Annotated in this window: 19 protein-coding genes; 17 read left to right on the top strand and 2 right to left on the bottom strand. The window is 49.4% G+C overall.

Annotation, left to right across the window (positions count from 1 at the left end; all coding sequences use genetic code 11):
* The first annotated feature begins 223 nt into the window (after nucleotides 1-223).
* Nucleotides 224-523, top strand: a complete 300-nt coding sequence (locus EL309_RS01215) for a hypothetical protein (protein WP_004284354.1) — start codon at nucleotides 224-226, stop codon at nucleotides 521-523.
* Nucleotides 524-1404: 881 nt separating this feature from the next.
* Here the strand turns inward: EL309_RS01215 and aroA are convergent.
* Nucleotides 1405-2703, bottom strand: a complete 1299-nt coding sequence (gene aroA, locus EL309_RS01210) for a 3-phosphoshikimate 1-carboxyvinyltransferase (protein WP_004284355.1) — start codon at nucleotides 2701-2703, stop codon at nucleotides 1405-1407.
* 114 nt (nucleotides 2704-2817) lie between these two features.
* Here aroA and cmk point away from each other — a divergent pair, with 114 nt between their 5' ends.
* The 4 genes from cmk to EL309_RS01190 all read left to right on the top strand — a co-directional run bounded on the left by cmk (nucleotide 2818) and on the right by EL309_RS01190 (nucleotide 6902).
* Entirely contained in the window at nucleotides 2818-3477 is a 660-nt protein-coding gene (cmk, locus tag EL309_RS01205; RefSeq protein WP_004284356.1) for a (d)CMP kinase, read from the top strand.
* Between the two features lie 161 nt (nucleotides 3478-3638).
* Nucleotides 3639-5324 carry a 30S ribosomal protein S1 gene (gene rpsA, locus EL309_RS01200; protein ID WP_107727273.1) on the top strand — a complete coding sequence of 562 codons (1686 nt, stop codon included), beginning with the start codon at nucleotides 3639-3641 and terminating at the stop codon, nucleotides 5322-5324.
* Nucleotides 5325-5334: 10 nt separating this feature from the next.
* Entirely contained in the window at nucleotides 5335-5646 is a 312-nt protein-coding gene (locus tag EL309_RS01195) for an integration host factor subunit beta (RefSeq protein ID WP_004284360.1), read from the top strand.
* A gap of 248 nt (nucleotides 5647-5894) precedes the next feature.
* Entirely contained in the window at nucleotides 5895-6902 is a 1008-nt protein-coding gene (locus EL309_RS01190; RefSeq protein WP_126382060.1) for an IS5 family transposase, read from the top strand.
* Between the two features lie 241 nt (nucleotides 6903-7143).
* Here EL309_RS01190 and EL309_RS01180 read toward each other — a convergent pair whose 3' ends face one another.
* Nucleotides 7144-8070 (bottom strand): LysR family transcriptional regulator, encoded by a 927-nt coding sequence (locus EL309_RS01180; protein WP_004284148.1) that lies wholly within the window; start codon nucleotides 8068-8070, stop codon nucleotides 7144-7146.
* Between the two features lie 170 nt (nucleotides 8071-8240).
* Between EL309_RS01180 and hppD the strand changes: the two genes are divergently transcribed.
* From hppD to EL309_RS01120, 12 genes are all read left to right on the top strand, one after another.
* On the top strand, nucleotides 8241-9326 hold the full coding sequence (hppD, locus tag EL309_RS01175) for a 4-hydroxyphenylpyruvate dioxygenase (RefSeq protein WP_004284147.1): 1086 nt from the start codon (nucleotides 8241-8243) through the stop codon (nucleotides 9324-9326).
* A 109-nt stretch (nucleotides 9327-9435) separates the two neighbouring features.
* Nucleotides 9436-9981, top strand: a complete 546-nt coding sequence (locus EL309_RS01170; protein WP_004284146.1) for a VOC family protein — start codon at nucleotides 9436-9438, stop codon at nucleotides 9979-9981.
* Nucleotides 9982-10068: 87 nt separating this feature from the next.
* Nucleotides 10069-11070, top strand: coding sequence for a fumarylacetoacetate hydrolase family protein (locus tag EL309_RS01165; RefSeq protein WP_004284145.1), 1002 nt, complete (start codon nucleotides 10069-10071; stop codon nucleotides 11068-11070).
* 153 nt (nucleotides 11071-11223) lie between these two features.
* Nucleotides 11224-12612, top strand: coding sequence for a Na+/H+ antiporter NhaC (gene nhaC / locus EL309_RS01160; protein WP_004284143.1), 1389 nt, complete (start codon nucleotides 11224-11226; stop codon nucleotides 12610-12612).
* A 49-nt stretch (nucleotides 12613-12661) separates the two neighbouring features.
* Nucleotides 12662-13303 carry a maleylacetoacetate isomerase gene (gene maiA, locus EL309_RS01155; protein ID WP_004284142.1) on the top strand — a complete coding sequence of 214 codons (642 nt, stop codon included), beginning with the start codon at nucleotides 12662-12664 and terminating at the stop codon, nucleotides 13301-13303.
* A gap of 62 nt (nucleotides 13304-13365) precedes the next feature.
* Nucleotides 13366-14064, top strand: coding sequence for a CoA transferase subunit A (locus tag EL309_RS01150; RefSeq protein WP_004284141.1), 699 nt, complete (start codon nucleotides 13366-13368; stop codon nucleotides 14062-14064).
* A gap of 2 nt (nucleotides 14065-14066) precedes the next feature.
* Entirely contained in the window at nucleotides 14067-14696 is a 630-nt protein-coding gene (locus tag EL309_RS01145; RefSeq protein ID WP_004284140.1) for a 3-oxoacid CoA-transferase subunit B, read from the top strand.
* An 88-nt stretch (nucleotides 14697-14784) separates the two neighbouring features.
* The gene (locus EL309_RS01140) at nucleotides 14785-15966 is read left to right on the top strand and encodes an acetyl-CoA C-acetyltransferase (protein WP_004284139.1); all 1182 of its coding nucleotides are present in this window, start codon (nucleotides 14785-14787) and stop codon (nucleotides 15964-15966) included.
* Between the two features lie 464 nt (nucleotides 15967-16430).
* Nucleotides 16431-17465, top strand: coding sequence for a hemin-degrading factor (locus EL309_RS01135; RefSeq protein WP_004284137.1), 1035 nt, complete (start codon nucleotides 16431-16433; stop codon nucleotides 17463-17465).
* A gap of 13 nt (nucleotides 17466-17478) precedes the next feature.
* The gene (locus EL309_RS01130) at nucleotides 17479-18279 is read left to right on the top strand and encodes a heme/hemin ABC transporter substrate-binding protein (RefSeq protein ID WP_004284136.1); all 801 of its coding nucleotides are present in this window, start codon (nucleotides 17479-17481) and stop codon (nucleotides 18277-18279) included.
* 17 nt (nucleotides 18280-18296) lie between these two features.
* Nucleotides 18297-19298 carry a FecCD family ABC transporter permease gene (locus EL309_RS01125; RefSeq protein ID WP_004284135.1) on the top strand — a complete coding sequence of 334 codons (1002 nt, stop codon included), beginning with the start codon at nucleotides 18297-18299 and terminating at the stop codon, nucleotides 19296-19298.
* Nucleotides 19295-20059, top strand: coding sequence for an ABC transporter ATP-binding protein (locus EL309_RS01120; protein WP_004284134.1), 765 nt, complete (start codon nucleotides 19295-19297; stop codon nucleotides 20057-20059). The genes EL309_RS01125 and EL309_RS01120 overlap by 4 nt, the downstream gene beginning before the upstream one ends.
* The last annotated feature ends 51 nt before the right edge of the window (nucleotides 20060-20110 follow it).

Genomic DNA, 20110 nt, shown 5'->3' with positions numbered 1-20110 from the left:
TGTGTTTCTATAGATGGTTGAGATGCTTACTTTTGTATATTCATATTAAATAACAAACTATGGAAACAGCAGACAAAGAAAGGTTGAAAGTGAGTTGGTGGTTATAACCCAACATGAATGAGATGCCTATTCTATTGTTTGAAAAGAGAGGTAGATAAAAAGGAATTGCTATTTTAGTAATGGAAAAAATCATTTCAGATTTTCAAAAAAAGAGGAGGTTGGAATGAATATCGATGATGTTGTGCAAAAAATCTTAGAGCAAGAAACTTCGCCGGAAGTGCAGGAATTAAAAAAATTGATTTTAAGAAGGATTGCAACAGAGAGCGATACTAAGGCATCTCGGATTCCGGCGCCGTTAAATATTACTCAAATTGGCGGTTATGTTAACTTGCTGATGAAGTTGGATAAGCAAGAGCAGCAAAGAGTTTTAGAGATGAAACAACAGAAAACTGAATATCAGCTTATGTTGGAGCAAATGTTAACTTCAGTTCTTGGTCTTCCAGTGCAAACGTCGAAAGAGTAGATAGTTTTGGTATCACGTTATTTGGATAGTAGGTGAATGTTGTTTTATGAAACATTGTTTTGTAAGCAGCAAACGTTTACAGAAAAATAATAAGATATCCGCAGCCTTGAACTTAGGGTGCGCGAGCACCGCCTGCAATGGGTGAAGCATATCACTAATAGTGTTATCGGTAGTGCGAAAAGTAGTAAGAATCGGCTCTTAATCTAGCTTGTAGCCGGGTTATGGGCCGAGGAAAAAAATCATCCTGTGATTAAAACGGCAATTGAACTGAAGCCACTCGAGTTGAGCCGGAAAATGGAAAAGGAGAGCGTTTAACTGTAAGTGATGAAAGCAGACTGATGGAGAATGTCCTTATGGGCGGTTGAAAACGCTTATAAGGGGCGCTTATTAGATTGTGGACAAAGCAAGTGGAAGAGCGGTTTTCTTGGATGTTTGAAGGTAAGGTGACAGTGGTGGGAGGGATTGAGTCAAGACGGACATCTTGGGATTAAGGAACGACAGTTTCAGCTACTGGAGAACAGTAGCGGCTATACGCATTGCTAGATATGCCCCGTTTGTGGTGTTCTTATTTCGAAAAATAAGAATGATGGGGATGGGCTTAAGCAAGTCAACTTAAGTTGATTTTGTTAGATGAACTTTACTCCTAAAGCACTGGAATCCAGGAATTCACCTTCGGGTGATTCCTAGAACCGCGCCGTATTCGGCGCGGTTTTTTATTTTATATTTGTATATAAAGTGAAAGAACGGAATCATTATGGTATTTGTCTTAACTATTAAGGACCTAATGACTTTTGCTAAGCTTCATTTTCTAAATACCAAAGTAATAAGGCCGTCTGAAATTTTCAGACGGCCTTTTCTAACGGTATATTGATACTGCTTTCTCAATTGTCGGTACTTAATGAGGCCAGTACCTCGAAATAAGTGGGGAAGGTTTTATACGTGCATTTAGGATCTTTGATGATAACAGGTGTTTTTAAGAGTGATACCAGCGCGAAACACATGGCCATGCGGTGGTCGTCGTAGGTGTCGATTTCGGCATTGGCAATTAAGGTTGCAGGAGGAGTAATGTGTATCGCTTCCGCTTCTTCAATTACGGTAGCACCAAGCTTTCTTAACTCGGTGGCCATGGCGGCAATACGGTCGGTTTCTTTAACTCGCCAGGAGCCGATATTGCGCAGTGTGCAGGTTTCTCCACTGGCTAGGGCAACAATGGCTAATGTCATGGCAGCATCGGGAATGTGGTTGGCATCCAAGTCAAACGGTAAAACGGTTTGGCCTTCCGGGCGGGATACTTCGATAAAGTTTTCTCCCCATACGACAGTGCCACCGATTTTTTCCAATTCATGGGCAAAGGCAATGTCGCCTTGAATACTGTTGCCGCCGATACCCGTGACACGGATTGGTTGCCCGGACAGCAATCCTGCTGCTAAAAAGTAAGATGCGCTGGAAGCATCGCCTTCAACATGCAAGTATTCGGGGGCATGATAGTGAGAGTTGGCCGGGATTTTGAAAATACAGTAATCGTAATGTTCGACCGTAACGCCGAATTGAGCCATCAGCTTTAAGGTGATATCTATATAAGGTTTGGAAATCAGTTCTCCTTCGACGTGGATTTCAAAAGCTTTGCCGGTCAAGGGTAGAGCCATCAGTAAAGCGGTTAGGAATTGGCTGGAAACGTTGCCTTTGATTGGAATAATACGTTGATTTGTATCGGTATAGTTGCCGATTTGCAAAGGAGGGAAGCCGTCATTGTCTAAATAGTCGATACGGGCGCCGGCAATGCGCAGCGCGTCAACCAGGTCGCCGATGGGGCGTTCGTGCATACGGGGAATGCCGTGTAGGTGGAAGTTGCCGCCTAGGATGGCGAGAACAGCTGTTAATGGTCGGAAAGCCGTGCCGGCATTACCTAAAAATAAATCGGCTTCTTGTTTTGGAAAACGTCCGCCACAACCGTATACTTTCAGACGGCCTTCTTCGATGTTTTCCAAACGTATGCCCAATGCGGTCAGTGCTTCCAACATGCGGTCGGTATCGTCGGATTTCAGCAGAGAGCGGATTTCGCATGCATTGTCGGACAGTGCGGCCAGCAATAAGGTACGATTACTGATGCTTTTTGAGCCTGGCAAGGCCACGGTTGAAGGTTTCAGAGAAACAGGCTGTAAATGGATGAAATCGGTCATTTTGGTCTTTGCAGTGTGAAATATAGCAACGGTGTTGGAGAAAACAGATAAGAATTGTTATTATGCCAACAAATCATTTTAGCGAAAATAGCATAACCCAATTAAGAGAAGATTATGGATTTGAGTAGAAAAATTATTGCCATTGACGGCCCGAGTGCTTCGGGAAAGGGTACGGTGGCCTCGCGTGTGGCTGAGCAGTTGGGATTTGATTATTTGGATTCGGGCGCTTTATATAGGTTGACGGCACTTTATGCGCAGCGGAAAGGTGTGTCGTGGGAAGATGAAGAATCGGTTGCAGCATTGGCCCGGGTGCTTCCGGTTATATTTGAAGCGCAAAAAATTTTGTTGGACGGGCAAGATGCCGGCAGCGAAATCCGTACCGAGCGGATCGGTATGGGTGCTTCTGCGATTGCACGTTTCCCGAAAGTTCGGGAAGCATTGCTGAACAGACAACGCAGTTTCCTAACTGAAAAGGGCTTGGTTGCGGACGGCAGGGATATGGGCTCGGTTGTGTTTCCGGAGGCAGGATTAAAAGTATTTCTGACTGCTTCCGCACAAGTTCGGGCAGAGCGCCGCGCCAAGCAAATAGGCATTGCCTGTGAAGGCATAGAGTTTGATCGGATTTTGTCCGACATCGAAGCAAGAGACGAAGCGGACCGCCGCCGTGCAGTTGCGCCGCTTCAGCAGCTACCCGAAGCGTTATTATTGGATACGTCGGACATGGGGATAGAGGAAGCAGTAAAAAAAGTCATTGATTGGTATGCAAAAATCTAGCTCTACTGTATAATGACGCCTGATTTTCAGACGGCCTCTTGGAGGTTGAATAATATTCTGAATAATCAATAGTATAAATATCAAACTTGCCGTGCCAGGGGCGGCAGGTTTTTTCTAAACCAACCTCACACTCCTTGGCGGTGTACCGAAAAGAGTTATATATGACTATGGAAAATTTTGCCCAACTGTTGGAAGAAAGCTTTACCCTTCAAGAGATGAATCCCGGTGAAGTGATTACCGCTGAAGTAGTGGCAATCGACAACAACTTCGTTACCGTAAATGCCGGTTTGAAATCAGAATCTCTGATTGATGTAGCTGAATTCAAAAACGCTCAGGGCGAGATTGAAGTAAAAGTCGGTGACTTCGTTACCGTAACCATCGAATCAGTTGAAAACGGTTTCGGTGAAACCAAATTGTCACGTGAAAAAGCCAAACGTGCTGCCGACTGGATTGCTTTGGAAGAAGCCATGGAAAACGGCGACATCCTGTCCGGCGTAATCAACGGCAAAGTAAAAGGCGGCCTGACCGTTATGATCAACAGCATCCGCGCCTTCCTGCCGGGTTCTTTGGTTGACGTACGTCCGGTTAAAGACACTTCTCACTTTGAAGGTAAAGAGATCGAATTCAAAGTGATCAAATTGGATAAAAAACGCAACAACGTTGTGGTATCACGCCGCGCAGTTCTGGAAGTGACTTTGGGCGAAGAGCGCAAAGCGTTGCTGGAAAATCTGCAAGAAGGTTCAGTGGTTAAAGGTATCGTTAAAAACATTACCGACTACGGTGCATTCGTTGACTTGGGCGGTATCGACGGCCTGTTGCACATCACCGACTTGGCATGGCGTCGTGTGAAACACCCGAGCGAAGTTCTGGAAGTTGGTCAAGAAGTCGAAGCCAAAGTATTGAAATTCGACCAAGACAAACAACGCGTATCTTTGGGTATGAAACAATTGGGCGAAGATCCTTGGAACGGTTTGGCCCGTCGCTATCCGCAAGGCACCCGTCTGTTCGGTAAAGTGTCTAACCTGACCGACTACGGTGCATTCGTGGAAATCGAACAAGGTATCGAAGGTCTGGTACACGTTTCCGAAATGGATTGGACCAACAAAAACGTACACCCGAGCAAAGTGGTTCAATTGGGTGACGAAGTAGAAGTGATGATCTTGGAAATCGACGAAGACCGCCGCCGTATCAGCTTGGGCATGAAACAATGTCAAGCTAATCCGTGGGAAGATTTTGCCGCTAATCACAATAAAGGCGACAAACTTTCAGGTGCGGTTAAATCTATTACCGATTTCGGTGTATTCGTTGGCTTGCCCGGCGGCATCGACGGTTTGGTTCACTTGTCTGACCTGTCTTGGACCGAGTCTGGTGAAGAAGCCGTACGCAAATACAAAAAAGGCGAAGAAGTGGAAGCCGTTGTATTGGCCATCGATGTTGAAAAAGAGCGTATTTCTTTGGGTATCAAACAATTGGAAGGCGATCCTTTCGGTAACTTCGTTAGCGTAAACGACAAAGGTTCTTTGGTTAAAGGTACTGTTAAGTCAATCGATGCCAAAGGTGCGGTTGTAGCCCTGGCTGACGATGTTGAAGCTTACCTGCCTGCTTCCGAATGGTCTAGCGAGCGCGTTGAAGATCTGCGCAACGTATTGAAAGAAGGCGAAGAAGTAGAAGCCGTTATTTCTACCGTTGACCGCAAAAACCGCAGCATCAAACTGTCTGTTAAAGCAAAAGATGCTAAAGAAAACCGCGATGCTTTGAACTCTGTAAATGCGTCTGCATCTGCTAACGCAGGTACCACCAGCTTGGGCGATTTGTTGAAAGCCAAATTGTCCGGTAACCAAGAGTAAGGTGTAGTCAATGACCAAATCTGAGTTAATGGTTCGTTTGGCTGAAGCATTTGCCGAGAAAAACGGTACTCAATTGGTCGCTAAGGACGTGGAATATAGCGTGAAAGTTTTGGTTGATACCATGACCAGAGCGCTGGCTAAAGGCCAACGTATCGAGATACGTGGTTTTGGCAGTTTCGACTTAAACCACCGTCCCGCACGTGTCGGCCGTAATCCTAAAACGGGAGAGAAAGTAGAGGTTCCTGAGAAGTATGTTCCTCACTTCAAACCGGGTAAAGAATTGCGCGAACGTGTAGACCAAGCGTTGGGTAATGCCAAATAAAACCAACTAACATCAAACGCCGCTTTTATAGCGGCGTTTTTTTATGCGGCTTTTACTATGTATTTAGGTAATGAATGTATGATAAAAAATTTATTGCGGAGACTCTGTATGGTGAAATAGGTACTTAGAAGCAAAGTTTATTGATACATTTATTTTTATATTATTGATGAGATGAAATAGGCCTGAGACCTTTGCAAAATTCCTCCCAATCCCCTAAATTCCCTCCCAAGACATTTAGGGAATTTTTCATGAGCACCTTCTTTCAGCAAACCGCACAAGCCATGATTGCCAAACACATCGACCGCTTTCCTCTACTGAAGCTGGAGCAGGTGATTGATTGGCAACCGATCGAACATTACCTCAACCATCAAAGAACCCGTTACCTTCGAGACCACCGCGGCCGTCCCGCCTATCCCCTGCTGTCCATGTTCAAAGCCGTTTTACTCGGCCAATGGCACAGCCTTTCCGATCCCGAACTCGAACACAGCCTCATTACCCGCATCGATTTCCATCTGTTTTGCCGTTTTGACGAACTGAGCATCCCCGATCACAGCACCTTATGCCGCTACCGCAACCGGCCGGCGCAAGACAACACCTTGGCCGAATTACTGGATCTGATTAACCGCCAACTGACTGACAAGGGTTTAAAAGTAGAGAAAGCATCCGCCGCCATCGTTGACGCTACCATTATTCAGACGGCCGGCGGCAAACAACGTCAGGCCATAGAAGTGGATGACGAAGGGCAAGTCAACAGCCAAACCACACCGAGTAAAGACAGCGGTGCCCGTTGGGTGAAGAAAGACGGGCGATACAGGCTGGGCTACAAACAACACACCCGCACCGATGCGGAAGGCTATATTGAGAAACTGCACATCACTGCCGCCAATGCCCATGAGTGCAAACACCTGCTGCCTTTGTTGGAAGGCCTAGCCCAAGACACGACTGTCTATGCCGATAAAGGCTACGACAGTATGGAAAACCGGCAACATCTGGAAGAACATCAGTTGCGGGACGGCATCATGTGCAAATCCCACCGCAACCGGCCGTTGACGGAAGCTCAAACCAAACGTAACCGACACTTATCGAAAACCCGTTATGTGGTCGAACAAAGCTTTGGTACGCTGCACCGTAAATTCCGCCATGCCCGGGCAACTTATTTTGGTCTGAGCAAAGTGAGTGCGCAAAGCCATCTGAAGGCGATGTGTTTGAACCTGCTGAAAGCAGCCAACAGGCTACGTGCGCCTGTTGCCATCTGAAAGGCAGCTCAGATACCCGATTATCGGGTATTTGAGGGGAATAAAGGGGATATTTAGAACGGAAAACAGCCGAAATCCTGTGTTTGGGTTTCGGCTGTTGGGTATAGGGGCTATTTTGTAAAGGTCTCGGCCTTATTTATTTATCAGGTTTATAAGGAGAAGAGAGACTGGATATGGAGAGTAATTGGTGAAAATGAGGATTGCCGGTATTGTGATTGTTGTCATTTTTCAGACGGCCTTTTTACTGACTGTCTGAATCTTGAGCCGCTGAAAAGAAGTTTGATCGGGTGTATTGGTGGGTAAATGCTTTTAATGCTTCTGCCGCAGGAGAAAGTGAACGGTTGCTGCGGCGGTAAAGATAAAAGCTGCGGTTGATAACCGGATTATCCAGTTTTCTCATCACCAAGCCGTGTTGGCGCACCCAGTCGGAGGCGTAGGGAAGGCAGATGGTAATGCCGAGACCGGCTTTAGTCATGCCGAGTGCGGTAGAAAGGAAATTGACGCGGTAGCGTGGTTGTTGGATGTATCCGGCCATATGCGGGGGGAGTGATGAAGCGAGGCGGTCTGTGAACGGGCTGCTGAGAGTAATCAGGGATTCTTCCGATAACGCCGACCATTGTACGGCGGTTTGCCGGGCTAAGCGATGGCTGTCGGGCACGACCAGATAAAAAGGCAGGGTGAACAGAAGTTCGCGTTCGATGTCGCTGCCGCAACTGCGTTCGGGGCCGATGCCGAAGTCGGCTTCATTGTCTTCAACCCGCTGCAAAACCTGTTCTACGCTGCAATCTATCAAATTGGCTTGGATATCGGGGTACTGTTTTTGGAAAGCGGCAATCAGTGCGGGAAGGGCGGAAGCAGCGAGCTGTTGCGATACGGCAATGTGCACCTGGCCTTGCTGGTGGTTTTTTAAATTATGCAATTCGATATTCAGAGAGGATACTTCATTCAAAATGCGTTGCACTTGTGGCAGCAGGGCGCTGCCGAATGCGGACAGGTGTAGTTGTCTGGTGGTTCGGTCGAATAATTTAACATCCAGATTTTGTTCCAGTTCTTTTATCAAGCCGCTGAGTGCCGATTGGGTCAGATGAAGGGCTTCGGCCGCACGGGTGAAGCTGCCGAATTGGGCAACGGTGATAAATGCTTTTAATTGCCTTAAAGTAATATTCATAAGAATTTCTGATAAATAAATAATAAAAAACTGATTGTATGATAAATAATAGCCGTTTTATGATGGTTTGAACAGAAATAGGCTGATTTGGTAGATTTTTATCTGTTTATATGAATCGGTTTTTTATTTTTAGAATAATCAATTAAATTTAATAAATCAGGAAAAAGATTATGGCTGACTTGTTTGATAATCCGATGGGTCTGTGCGGTTTTGAATTTGTAGAGTTTGCTTCTCCCGAACCCGGTATTTTGGAGCCTTTGTTTGAAAAAATGGGGTTTGCTTTGGTGGCGAAACACCGTTCTAAAGATGTTTTGCTTTATCGTCAGGGCGGTATCAATTTTATTGTGAACCGGGAGCCGGGCAGTCAGGCGGCTTATTTTGCTGCGGAACACGGGCCGAGTGCTTGCGGTATGGCGTTTAGGGTACGTGATGCACATCAGGCTTACCAGCGAGCTTTGGCATTGGGTGCGCAGCCTATCGATATTCCGACTTCGGTGATGGAACTGCGTTTGCCGGCTATCAAAGGCATCGGCGGTGCGCCGCTGTATTTGATTGACCGTTTTGAAGACGGCAAGTCCATCTACGATATCGATTTTAAATTTTTGCCGGATGTCGACCGTAATCCTTTCGGTTACGGTTTAAAAATCGTAGATCATCTGACCCACAACGTTTACCGCGGCCGTATGGATTATTGGGCGGGTTTTTACGAAAAACTTTTTAATTTCAAAGAAATCCGTTATTTCGATATCAAAGGTGAATATACCGGCTTAACCAGTCGCGCAATGACGGCGCCGGACGGTTTGATCCGCATTCCGTTAAACGAAGAAGCAAAACAGGGAGGCGGGCAGATTGAAGAATATTTGATGCAGTTTGGCGGAGAGGGCATTCAGCATATCGCCTTGCTGAGCGACAATCTTTTGGAAACCATCGACCAGCTTCGTGCTGCAGGTATTCCTTTAATGACGGCGCCGCCTGCCACTTATTATGAAATGTTGGACGAAAGACTGCCGGGGCACGGCGAGCCTGTCGATGCATTGCGTGCACGCGGCATTTTGCTTGACGGGACGACCGAGGGCGGTCATCCGCGCTTGTTGTTGCAGATTTTTTCCGAGACATTATTAGGGCCGGTATTTTTTGAATTTATCCAGCGTAAAGGCGACTACCGCGAAGGTTTCGGAGAAGGCAACTTCAAAGCCTTATTCGAATCTTTGGAAAGAGATCAAATCCGTCGCGGCGCACTGACGGTTGAAGAATAAGGGCGGTTGAGGCCGTCTGAAAAAAAGCAGTTAAAATTTTCAGACGGCCTTCATACCCCAATCGACAATCCAACCGTTAGGTGTTGCGCTATTCAATAGGAGAAACATTATGGCTGTCACCCAGGGCGTTCATCATGCGGCTTACCGTTGCAAAGACGCGAAAGAAACCGTTGAGTGGTATCAGAAACATTTGGAGATGGGTTTTGTATTGGCGATTGCCGAAGACAAAGTACCTTCCACCGGCGAGCCTGACCCCTATATGCATATTTTTTTAGATGCCGGCGGTGGCAATATTCTGGCTTTTTTCGAGTTGCCGACCAAGCCGGAAATGGGGCGTGATCCGAATACGCCGGTATGGACGCAACATATCGCGTTTAAAGTGGAAAGCATGGAAAAGCTATTAGCAACCAAAGACAAACTGATTGCAGAAGGTATCGATGTGCTCGGCCCTGTAAACCATACCCTGTTTCAATCTATTTATTTTTTCGACCCAAGCGGCCACCGTATCGAACTGGCCTGCGATGTGGCAACGGAGAAAATGAGCCGTGCTTTGGATAAAGTGAAATGGGATATGCTCAACCAGTGGGCGGAAACCAAGCGCGCGCCCCAGCATGCACGTTGGATTCATGACGGTACCGAGCCGCCGGAAGTATGAGCAGGCAACGCAGACCGCTTACCGTAAAGCAACGATACAAACCGCATTTCGGAAATGGAAATCCGAATATACCGATAAGGAAAACACATGAAATTAGCAACCTTGAAACAAGGCGGTCGGGACGGCCGTTTGGCTGTGGTCAGCCGCGATTTGAGCCGCTATGTTCTGCCGGAAATCCCGACTTTGCAGGCTGCTTTGGATGACTGGGAACAGGCGGAAGGCCGTCTGAAAAATATTTATGACGAATTAAACGCAAACCCCGAGCAGGGCGAAGCGTTTGATCCCGAGCAGTGCCATTCTCCTTTGCCGCGCGCCTATCAATGGGCCGACGGCTCGGCGTATCTCAACCATGTGGAATTGGTACGCAAAGCCCGCAATTCAGAAGTGCCGGAGTCGTTTTATGATGATCCGCTGATGTATCAGGGCGGTTCGGACAGCTTTATCGGCCCGAGAGACGAAATTTTGGCAAAACCAGAGTGGGGCATTGATTTCGAAGCGGAAGTGGTGGTGGTCAGCGGAGATTTGAAGCAGGGGGCTACACCTGAAGAAGCCGCCAAAGCCATCCGTTTGATCATGTTGGTGAACGATGTTTCCCTGCGCGGTTTGATTCCCGCCGAATTGGCCAAAGGTTTCGGCTTTTTTCAAAGCAAACCCGCCAGCGCATTCAGCCCGGTGGCGGTAACGCCCGACGAATTGGGCGATGCGTGGCAAGACAGTAAAGTGCATTTGCCTTTGCGCGTTACTTTAAACGGCAAACTGTTCGGCTTTCCGAATGCCGGTCAGGATATGACCTTTAATTTCGGCCGTTTGCTTTCGCATGTTACCCAAACCCGCGATGCGGAAGCCGGCACGATTGTCGGCTCTGGTACGGTATCGAACAAGCAGGACAATCTTTACGGTTCGTCGGTGGAAAACGGCGGTGTGGGCTATTGCTGTTTGGCCGAAGCCCGCATGTATGAAACCATTGAAACGGGTAAACCGCAAACGCCGTTTATGCAGCACGGCGATGTGGTGAAAATCGAAATGCTGGATAAAGACGGCAACAATATTTTCGGCAGCATCATCAATAAAGTGAATACGCAGTATTGATACACAACAGGCCGTCTGAAAATTTGCGCTTTTTTCAGACGGCCTTAAAGATTAAAAACATTAAAAAATCCAATCGGTTTGCCGAGCAGTCAGGCCGTCTGAAAATAAAAACAAGGTTGGCCGTATGAAGGCACAATCCCGGAGGAGAGAAACATGAACGAAGCGTTGCTGAGTATGAAACCGAGAGAGGCCGTGCCGATTGCCGGGCTGATTGTGGCGGTGATGGGTATCACCATGATCGGTTTCGAGTGGGTTCCGCATCTGTCGGTTATTTTGGTTTTATGCGGCCTGTTGGTGTTGGGCAGGTTCAGAGGTTTGAGTTTCAAAGCCATGCAAAACGGTATGGCTTCGGGTGTGATGTCGGGTATCGGTGCGATTTATCTGTTTTTCTTTATCGGCTTGCTGGTGTCTGCACTGATGATGACAGGGTCGATTCCCACTTTGATTTATTACGGTTTCGAGCTGATTTCGCCGCAAACCTTTTATTTATCCGCTTTTATTCTGACTTCGGTTATCGGCGTTGCCATTGGCAGCAGCCTGACGACTTGTGCCACTTTGGGTGTGGCATTTATCGGCATGGGCACGGCATTTGATGCCAATCCCGCGGTGGTGGCCGGCGCGGTGGTATCGGGCGCATTTTTCGGAGACAAAATGTCGCCCTTGTCGGATACGACCAGTATCGCCGCATCGATTGTCGACATCGATTTGTTCGAGCACATCCGCAACATGATGTATACGACCGTCCCCGCTTGGTTGATGACGGCTTTGATTTTCTGGTTTTTTTCAAGCGGTATCGGTCAGGCCGACTTGGCCGGCGTGGAAGCTTTCCGCCGTCAGCTCGCCGCCAGCGGTTTGATTCACGGTTATGCGCTGCTGCCGTTTTTGGTTTTGGTGGTGTTGGCGGTACGGAAAGTCAACGCCATTTACACAATCATCGCCACGATTATTACGGCTTTGGCGGTTACTTTTATTCATAGCACGCCTTCTGTCGGGCAGCTTGGCGGTTATTTCTTTACCGGTTACAAACCGGCTGAAGGTGTGGATTTGGGAGAAGTCGGACGAATCGTCTCGCGAGGCGGTATCAACAGCATGTTTTTTACCCAAACCATTGTGATTTTGGCGTTAAGTTTGGGCGGTTTGCTGAATGCATTGGGAATTTTGCCGGCATTAATGGCGGGTATCAGCCATCTGCTCACCAGCGCAGGACGGGCAACGCTGACTGTCGCTGCCACCTCTTTAGGCGTGAACGTTTTGATCGGCGAACAATATCTAAGCCTGCTGCTGGCCGGTAACACCTTCAAGCCCGTATACGAACGATTGAACCTGCATCCGCGTAACATCGCACGCACGGTGGAGGATGCCGGCACGGTAATCAATCCGCTAGTGCCGTGGAGCGTGTGCGGTGTGTTTATCAGCAATGTCTTAGAAGTATCGGTGATCGATTATCTGCCTTATGCATTCTTCTGCTATTTATGCTTGGTGTTGACATTAGTGTTCGGATTTACTGGATTAACCTTGAGTAAGGCTGATAAAAGTATTTAAACCGCTATTTTCAGACGGCCTATTGGTTCAGCAAAACAAGGATGTATCCATGAAACTTTATTCCTATTACCGCAGTTCGGCCGCTTACCGTGTGCGGATTGCCCTTAATTTGAAAAAACTGCCATATGACACCGAGTTTGTCCATTTGATGAGAAACGGAGGTGAACAAAAATCGGCAGTCTATCAAGCCGTTAATCCGCAAAAGCTTGTGCCGGCATTGGAAGACGACGGACAAATTCTGACCCAGTCTATGGCGGTTGTCGAATATTTGGACGAGGCCTATCCCGAATATCCTTTACTGCCGGAAAACATTACGGAACGCGCGCGCGTGCGGGCCATGGCGCAACTGGTTGCCTGCGACATCCACCCGCTCAACAATTTGCGCGTATTGCAGTATCTGCAAAATCGGGCAGGTCTGTCGGAAGAGGCAAAAAACGAGTGGTATGCACATTGGATTCATGAGGGTTTTGCAGCATTGGAACAGATGTTGCAAAGCGGGCAAACCGGCCGCTTCTGTCATGGAAACACCCCAACCTTGGCCGACTGTTGTCTGATTCCGCAGGTCTACAACGCCCGCCGCTTCCAAGTGGATTTGTCTGCCTATCCGACAATTTTGCGAATTGTTGCCGAGTGCGTATCTTTGCCTGAGTTTCAGGCAGCGGCTCCGGAGAATCAGCCGGATGCGGAATAAATAGGCCGTCTGAAAATTGTTTCTGTATGTTCGGATATCGAATAAGCATATGAGGAGAAAACATGAACAAACTTTACCCTAGTGCGGCGGCGGCTTTGCAGGACGTGGTGGCGGACGGGCAGACGGTGGCTGTTGGCGGCTTCGGTTTGTGCGGTATTCCGGAAGCCTTGATTGCCGCTTTGCGCGACAGCGGTGTGAAAAATCTGACCTGTATCAGCAACAATGCCGGAGTGGACGATTTCGGTTTGGGTTTGCTGCTGCAAACGCGTCAAGTGAAGAAAATGATTGCGTCTTATGTCGGTGAAAACAAAGAGTTTGAACGCCAGTTTTTATCGGGAGAGTTGGAAGTGGAGTTGACGCCGCAGGGTACTTTGGCCGAGAAACTGCGTGCCGGCGGTGCGGGTATTCCGGCATTTTTCACTAAAACCGGTGTGGGTACTCAGGTGGCCGAAGGCAAAGAAATCAGGGAGTTTGACGGCAGAGAATACGTGATGGAGCGTTCGCTCACTGCCGATATCGCTTTGGTCAAGGCTTGGAAAGCGGATAAAACCGGCAATCTGGTATTCCGTAAAACGGCGCGTAATTTTAATCCGGATGTGGCGACGGCGGGCAAGCTGACGATAGTCGAGGTGGAGGAACTGGTGGAAACGGGGGAATTGGATCCCGACCATATTCATCTGCCTGGCATTTATGTCCACCGAATTGTGGTCAATGCGGAGCCGGAGAAACGTATCGAACAACGTACGACAAAAGGGGCGTAAACATGGCTTGGACTCGCGAACAGATGGCGCAACGTGCGGCACAAGAGCTGCAAGACGGTTTTTATGTCAATTTGGGTATCGGCCTGCCGACTTTGGTGGCGAATTATATTCCGGCAGGCGTGAATGTGATGCTGCAATCGGAAAACGGCCTGCTCGGTATCGGGGCGTTTCCGACCGAGGCGGAAATCGACGCGGATTTAATCAATGCCGGTAAGCAGACGGTAACGGCTCAGCCCGGTGCCAGCTTTTTTTCCAGTTCGCAATCGTTTGCAATGATACGCGGCGGTAAAGTGAATCTGGCGATTTTGGGGGCGATGGAAGTGTCGGGACAGGGCGATTTGGCCAACTGGATGATTCCGGGAAAAATAGTCAAAGGCATGGGCGGTGCGATGGATTTGGTGGCCGGCGTACAGCGTGTGATTGTGCTGATGGAGCATACGGCGAAAAACGGCGCATTCAAAATCAAACCCCGATGCGAACTGCCGTTAACAGGTAAAAAAGTCGTTCACCGCATCATCACCGATTTAGGGGTGTTGGATGTGGTTTCAGACGGCCTGAAATTGGTGGAGTTGGCGGACGGCGTGGATTTCGATACGTTACAGGCGGAGACCGGCGTGGAGATATTGAGATAAGGCAGTGAGGCCGTCTGAAAAAAAAACGGCATAACCGTAGCGTTTGTGCCGATATTTTCAGACGGCCTTTGGCCGGGAGGAAGATAACATGATACGCGATGTGGTGATTGTTGCCGCCAAAAGAACGGCGGTCGGCAGTTTTATGGGCGGTTTGTCTGCTTTGCGTGCGCCGGAATTGGGTGCGGCGGTGATTCGGGATTTGCTGTTGCAGACAGGCGTAGCGGCAGATGAAGTGGACGAAGTGGTGATGGGCCATGTGCTGACGGCCGGTGTCGGTCAGAATCCTGCCCGTCAGGCTGCGATGTTGGCCGGATTGCCGGTGGAAATTCCGGCAACAACGGTGAATGTGGTATGCGGTTCCGGTTTGAAAGCAGTGCAGATGGCTGCCCAGGCCGTGGCCTGCGGCGATGCGGAAATCGTGATTGCCGGCGGGCAGGAGTCGATGTCGCAAAGTCCGCACTTTGTCCGTATGCGCAGCGGTATCAAAATGGGCGATGCCGGCTTGACCGACAGCATGGTTTCAGACGGCCTGACCGATGTGTACCATCAATACCATATGGGTATTACGGCGGAAAATATCGCAGAGCGTCTGCATATTTCCCGGGAAGCACAAGACATTTTTGCCTTGCAGTCGCAACAAAAAGCGGTGCAAGCCCGAAGCAGCGGCAAATTTGCCGAGGAAATCACTGCCGTTGCCGTGCCGCAGCGTCGGGGCGAAGCGGTGTGGTTTGATCAAGACGAATACATTAAAGCCGATGCTTCGGCGGAGAAACTGGCGGCCTTGCGTCCCGCATTTAAAAAAGACGGAACGGTAACGGCAGGCAATGCTTCGGGTTTGAACGACGGTGCGGCAGCGGTAATGGTGATGAGTTTGGAAAAAGCCGAAGCGCTCGGATTAAAGCCGCTGGCCTTTATCCGCGCCTATGCGGCCACCGGTATCGAGCCTGAAATGATGGGTTTGGGGCCGGTGGCGGCCATCGGCAAGACTTTGCAGAAAGCCGGTTGGACAGTTGGCGATGTCGATTTGTTTGAAGCCAATGAAGCGTTTGCCGCCCAAGCGTTGGGTGTCATGCAGCAGGCAGGATTGCCGTCTGAAAAAATCAATGTCAACGGCGGTGCGATTGCCATAGGTCATCCTATCGGTGCTTCGGGCTGCCGTATTTTGGTGACGTTGCTGCACGAGATGCGCCGCAGCAATAAGCGTAAAGGCGTGGCGGCATTATGTGTCGGCGGCGGTATGGGATTGGCATTGGCGGTAGAAAGGGAGTAAACCGCATAACCGTGTACGGATTCGGCTTTACTTGCCGGAATGGGTAATAAAGCGTCGGGCAGGCAAGCCGGTTTTGAGGCCGTCTGAAATTTTCAGACGGCCTGTTTTATTGAAAAAATTATCATTCTATTTGATAACAATTGTTTTAAATTGAAAATTTGTATATGATAACTCTTATCATATGTATTAAAGGAAATGTGTGTTTGCAGGTTGCGGATCGGAAGGTTTCGGATAGGCAAATTCCATTTTTTATCATAGTGTTGTTGAAGATGTTGGAAATCGGGCGGTATGCGGAGACGGCGTGAACAAGCCGTTTTAATTTGCCGTTTTATTGCGATAGGTAAAAGTGGAGACTGTGAGGCATATGCCGGCGCAGGCTTCGATTTGTATAGTTAATTAAAATTTTAATGTTTTACAGGCCGTCTGAATGTTCAGACGGCCTGTAAACGGTGACAGGAGCAGGTATGAATCCGTTGTGGCAGCAGTATCAAGCGGCGAAAGAAGCGGCAAAAGGGCCGTATTTCCCGCGTGAAGGCGCAGAGGCTTTGGGTGTCAGCGAAGGCTGTTTGATGGCGGCTTCGCCCGATGCGGTATATTTGGGTACGCGTATCGGCGAGCTGGTGTTGAAGCTGCACACGCTGGGTGCAGTCGAAGGCATTGTGCGTAACAGCTTGGCGGTGCACGAAAAGCAGGGCGTGTATGAAAATGTGAAGTGGTCGGACAAAGGCGGTATTGCGGTTAATGTCGGCGGTTTGGATCTGCGGATTTTTACCAAGCACTGGCATCATGCAATTGCGGTAACCGGCATGTCGCACGGCAAAATGTCGCGCTCGATTCAGTTTTATGACGAATTTGGCGTGGCCGTTCAGAAAGTGTTTATGCGCGACGAGAGCAAACTCGATACGTGGGAGGCCTTGCTGGCTGAATTCCGCCGCGAAGGTGCGCCTGAGTTTAAGACGGCCGAAAAGCCGCCCGTTGCCGTTCCTAACGATTTGCCTGCCGATAAGACGGAAGCATTCCGACAAGCGTGGTCGGCTTTGAAAGACGTACACGATTTCGGCGATATGATCGCTTCGTTCGGTTTGGACAGGCAGGCGGCTTACCGTCATGCGCCGCAAGGCGCGGCCAAGCGTCTGGATAACGGCGTTTGGGAAAAAGTATTGGAAAAAGTGCGCGACAGCGGCATGGAGATGATGATTTTTATCGGCAACCGCGGGGTGGTGCAGATTCAGACAGGTGCGGTACACAAAGTGGTTCGTGCACGCGGTTACCTGAATATTCTCGACAGTGAAACCGAGAAATTCAGTATGCATTTGAAAGATGATGGCATTGAAGAAACATGGGTGGTGCGCCGGCCGGTGGAAGGCGGCTTCGTCACCTGTTTGGAAGGATTTGATTCGCGCCGTAAAACCGTTGTCCAATTTTTCGGCCGTCGCAAGGAAGGTCAAAGCGAATTGGCGGTTTGGCAGCAGATTACTGATGATTTATTAAACGGATGAGGCCGTCTGAAAAATGAAACAGCATAAACATTCTTTATTATTGTTGCCGGTTTTACTGGCTGTATTGCCCGCTGCTTTTGCGCAACGTATCGTTACTTTGACACCGGATGTCGCCGATGTGGTGGTGGCTTTGGGTGCGGAGGAAGAAGTGGTGGCGCGTGATTTGACCACAACCAATCCTGCTTTGAAAAACAAACCGAGTATCGGCGTGTTCCGGCAGTTGAGCATGGAAACAATTGCGGCGCAGAAGCCTGATGTGGCTATCGGTTCGTGGATGGCACAGCCGCAAAGCATTTATTCCAGCCTGAACAGTATCGGTATCCGTGCGGTTAACGTCGCGCCGAAAGACGATTTGAACGATTATCCGAAGAGTATTCGGGAAATCGGCAAGCTGTTGGGCAAAACGGCAAAAGCGGAAGCGTTGGCCAAAGACTGGCAGGCCCGTATGAAGCCTATGCCTTCGACCGGCAAACGTTATCTGATTACTTATGACGGCCGTATCGTTGCCGGACGCAATACGGCAGCCGATGAATTAATCCGCCGTGCCGGAGGTGTGAATGCCGCAGCAGGTATCGAAGGCCTGAAGCCGCTGACCCGTGAAGCATGGGCGGCTGCGAAACCGGATGTGGTGATTGTTTCCGAGCATCACAGCAAAGATGTCGGTCATGTGGACGGCATGTTGAAACGCCCCGAACTGGCTGCTTCTCCTGCTGCTAAAAAGCGCAATATCCACTTTTGGCCGGCCAACGATATTTTCCGCTACGGCTTGGATACGCCGCAAGTGGTACAGCGTTTGAACGGTTTGGCTAAGTAAGTGCGGAGTGTGTCGGTATGAATCATGCGGTTGATGTCGCACAGCCTGAATATTCAGACGGCCTGAGTACCAAAAAGATTCTGGCTTGGCTGTTTGCGGCGGTATCCAGTGTCGTTGTCGTGTGGTTTTGCCTGGGTATCGGATTGGGCGGTTGGCAGTGGCCGCATGAATTGGACGAAATTACGCTGAATATCCGCCTGCCCCGTTTGGCGGTGGCACTGATTGTCGGCGCATCGTTGTCGGCGGCCGGCGCGGCTTTGCAGGCTTTGTTTGATAATCCGTTGGCCGATCCGAGTTTGATCGGTACCTCGGGCGGTGCGGCATTGGGTGTAGTGCTGATTTTGGCATTGGGTTGGGGCGGTATCAGTATTCCTTTGGCCGCTTTTCTCGGTGCGTTGGCAGTGTGTCTGCTGATTTTGTCGGCACACAGATTGCTCGGCGGCGGCACGTTGGGTTTGTTGATTCTGGGTTTTGTGATCAGCGCATTCAGCGGCGCGTTTGTGAGCTTGATTCTGTTTTTGTCCGATGATTTGGTTTTGCGTAGCGCCACCATTTGGTTGGCCGGCAGTTTGGCCGAAGCCGGTTTTGCTTCTCCGCAATATGCAGTAGCGGTAATGTTGGCCGGATTGCTGTTGCTGCTTTCCGTCGGCCGCCGTTTGGATATTTTGATGTTGGGGCATGAAACAGCGGTAACTATGGGCGTTTCACCATCACAAACCCGTTTGTTGACCGTAATCGGTGCAGCATTGCTTACCGGTGCGGCGGTTTCCCAAGCCGGTGTGATCGGCTTTTTGGGCATGATGGTGCCGAATGCCGTGGCACGCAGTATCGGCGGCGGACGTCGCGGTATTATGCTGATTTCGGCCTGGTTGGGGGCGGTGTTTTTGGTGGTGGTCGACAGCGCTTCGCGTTGGGTAACCTATCCGGTCGATGTGCCGGTCGGTATAGTGATTGCTTTGCTCGGCGGGCCGTTTTTCCTTTGGATTTTTCTGAAACCTTTGCGTGAGCGGTCGTTATGATGCAGGCTGATACCTTGTTTTCCGTACGTAGGGTAGTGTTGAACAAAAAAGGCCGTCTGATTTTGGACGTGCCGCAACTGGATCTGCCTAAAGGCTGCCATACGGCGGTGATCGGTCCGAACGGTGCCGGAAAGTCTACGCTGTTGCGCGGATTGTTGGGCGCATGGGGCGGCGATATACGCTTGCAAGGCATGCCGATTGCGGAAGCTTTAAAAGCAGGCAGCCTTGCTTGGGTGGGGCAGCACGGACAATATACGCTGCCGCTAACGGTTCGCGATTATGTGTTGTTGGGACGCTATCCGCACGGCGGTTGGTTTGATATGCCGTCGTCGCAACATATTCCCGAAGTAGAGCCTTTACTGGCAGCATTCGATTTGAGCCATTTGGCGGAACAGCGTATCGGCAGTTTGTCGGGCGGTGAACAGCAGCGTGCCAATTTGGTGCGCGCTTTGCTGCAGCAGGCACCGGTGTTGTTGTTGGACGAGCCGTGCAATCATTTGGATATCCGCCACCAGCACGGATTGATGCAGTATTTGAAGCAGAACAAACAGTCATTTAGCGCGGTGATGGTACTGCATGATTTAAATATGGCCGCGCATTATGCCGATTATATCGTGCTCTTGGATCAAGGCAGGTTGGTCGCTGCCGGTACGCCGGAAGAAGTGATGACGGCGGAAAGGCTGAGCGGGGTATACCGTTGGCCGGTGCGCCGTACTGAAGAAGACGGCAAACTGCATTTCCGTATGGATATGGTTGCCTGATAATTAGATTGGTAAATGAAGTAGGCCGTCTGAAATTTTCAGACGGCCTTT

Origin of the sequence: Neisseria weaveri, from assembly GCF_900638685.1 — a bacterium.
Lineage (GTDB): Bacteria > Pseudomonadota > Gammaproteobacteria > Burkholderiales > Neisseriaceae > Neisseria > Neisseria weaveri.
This window is presented reverse-complemented; position numbering and strand designations above follow the sequence as displayed.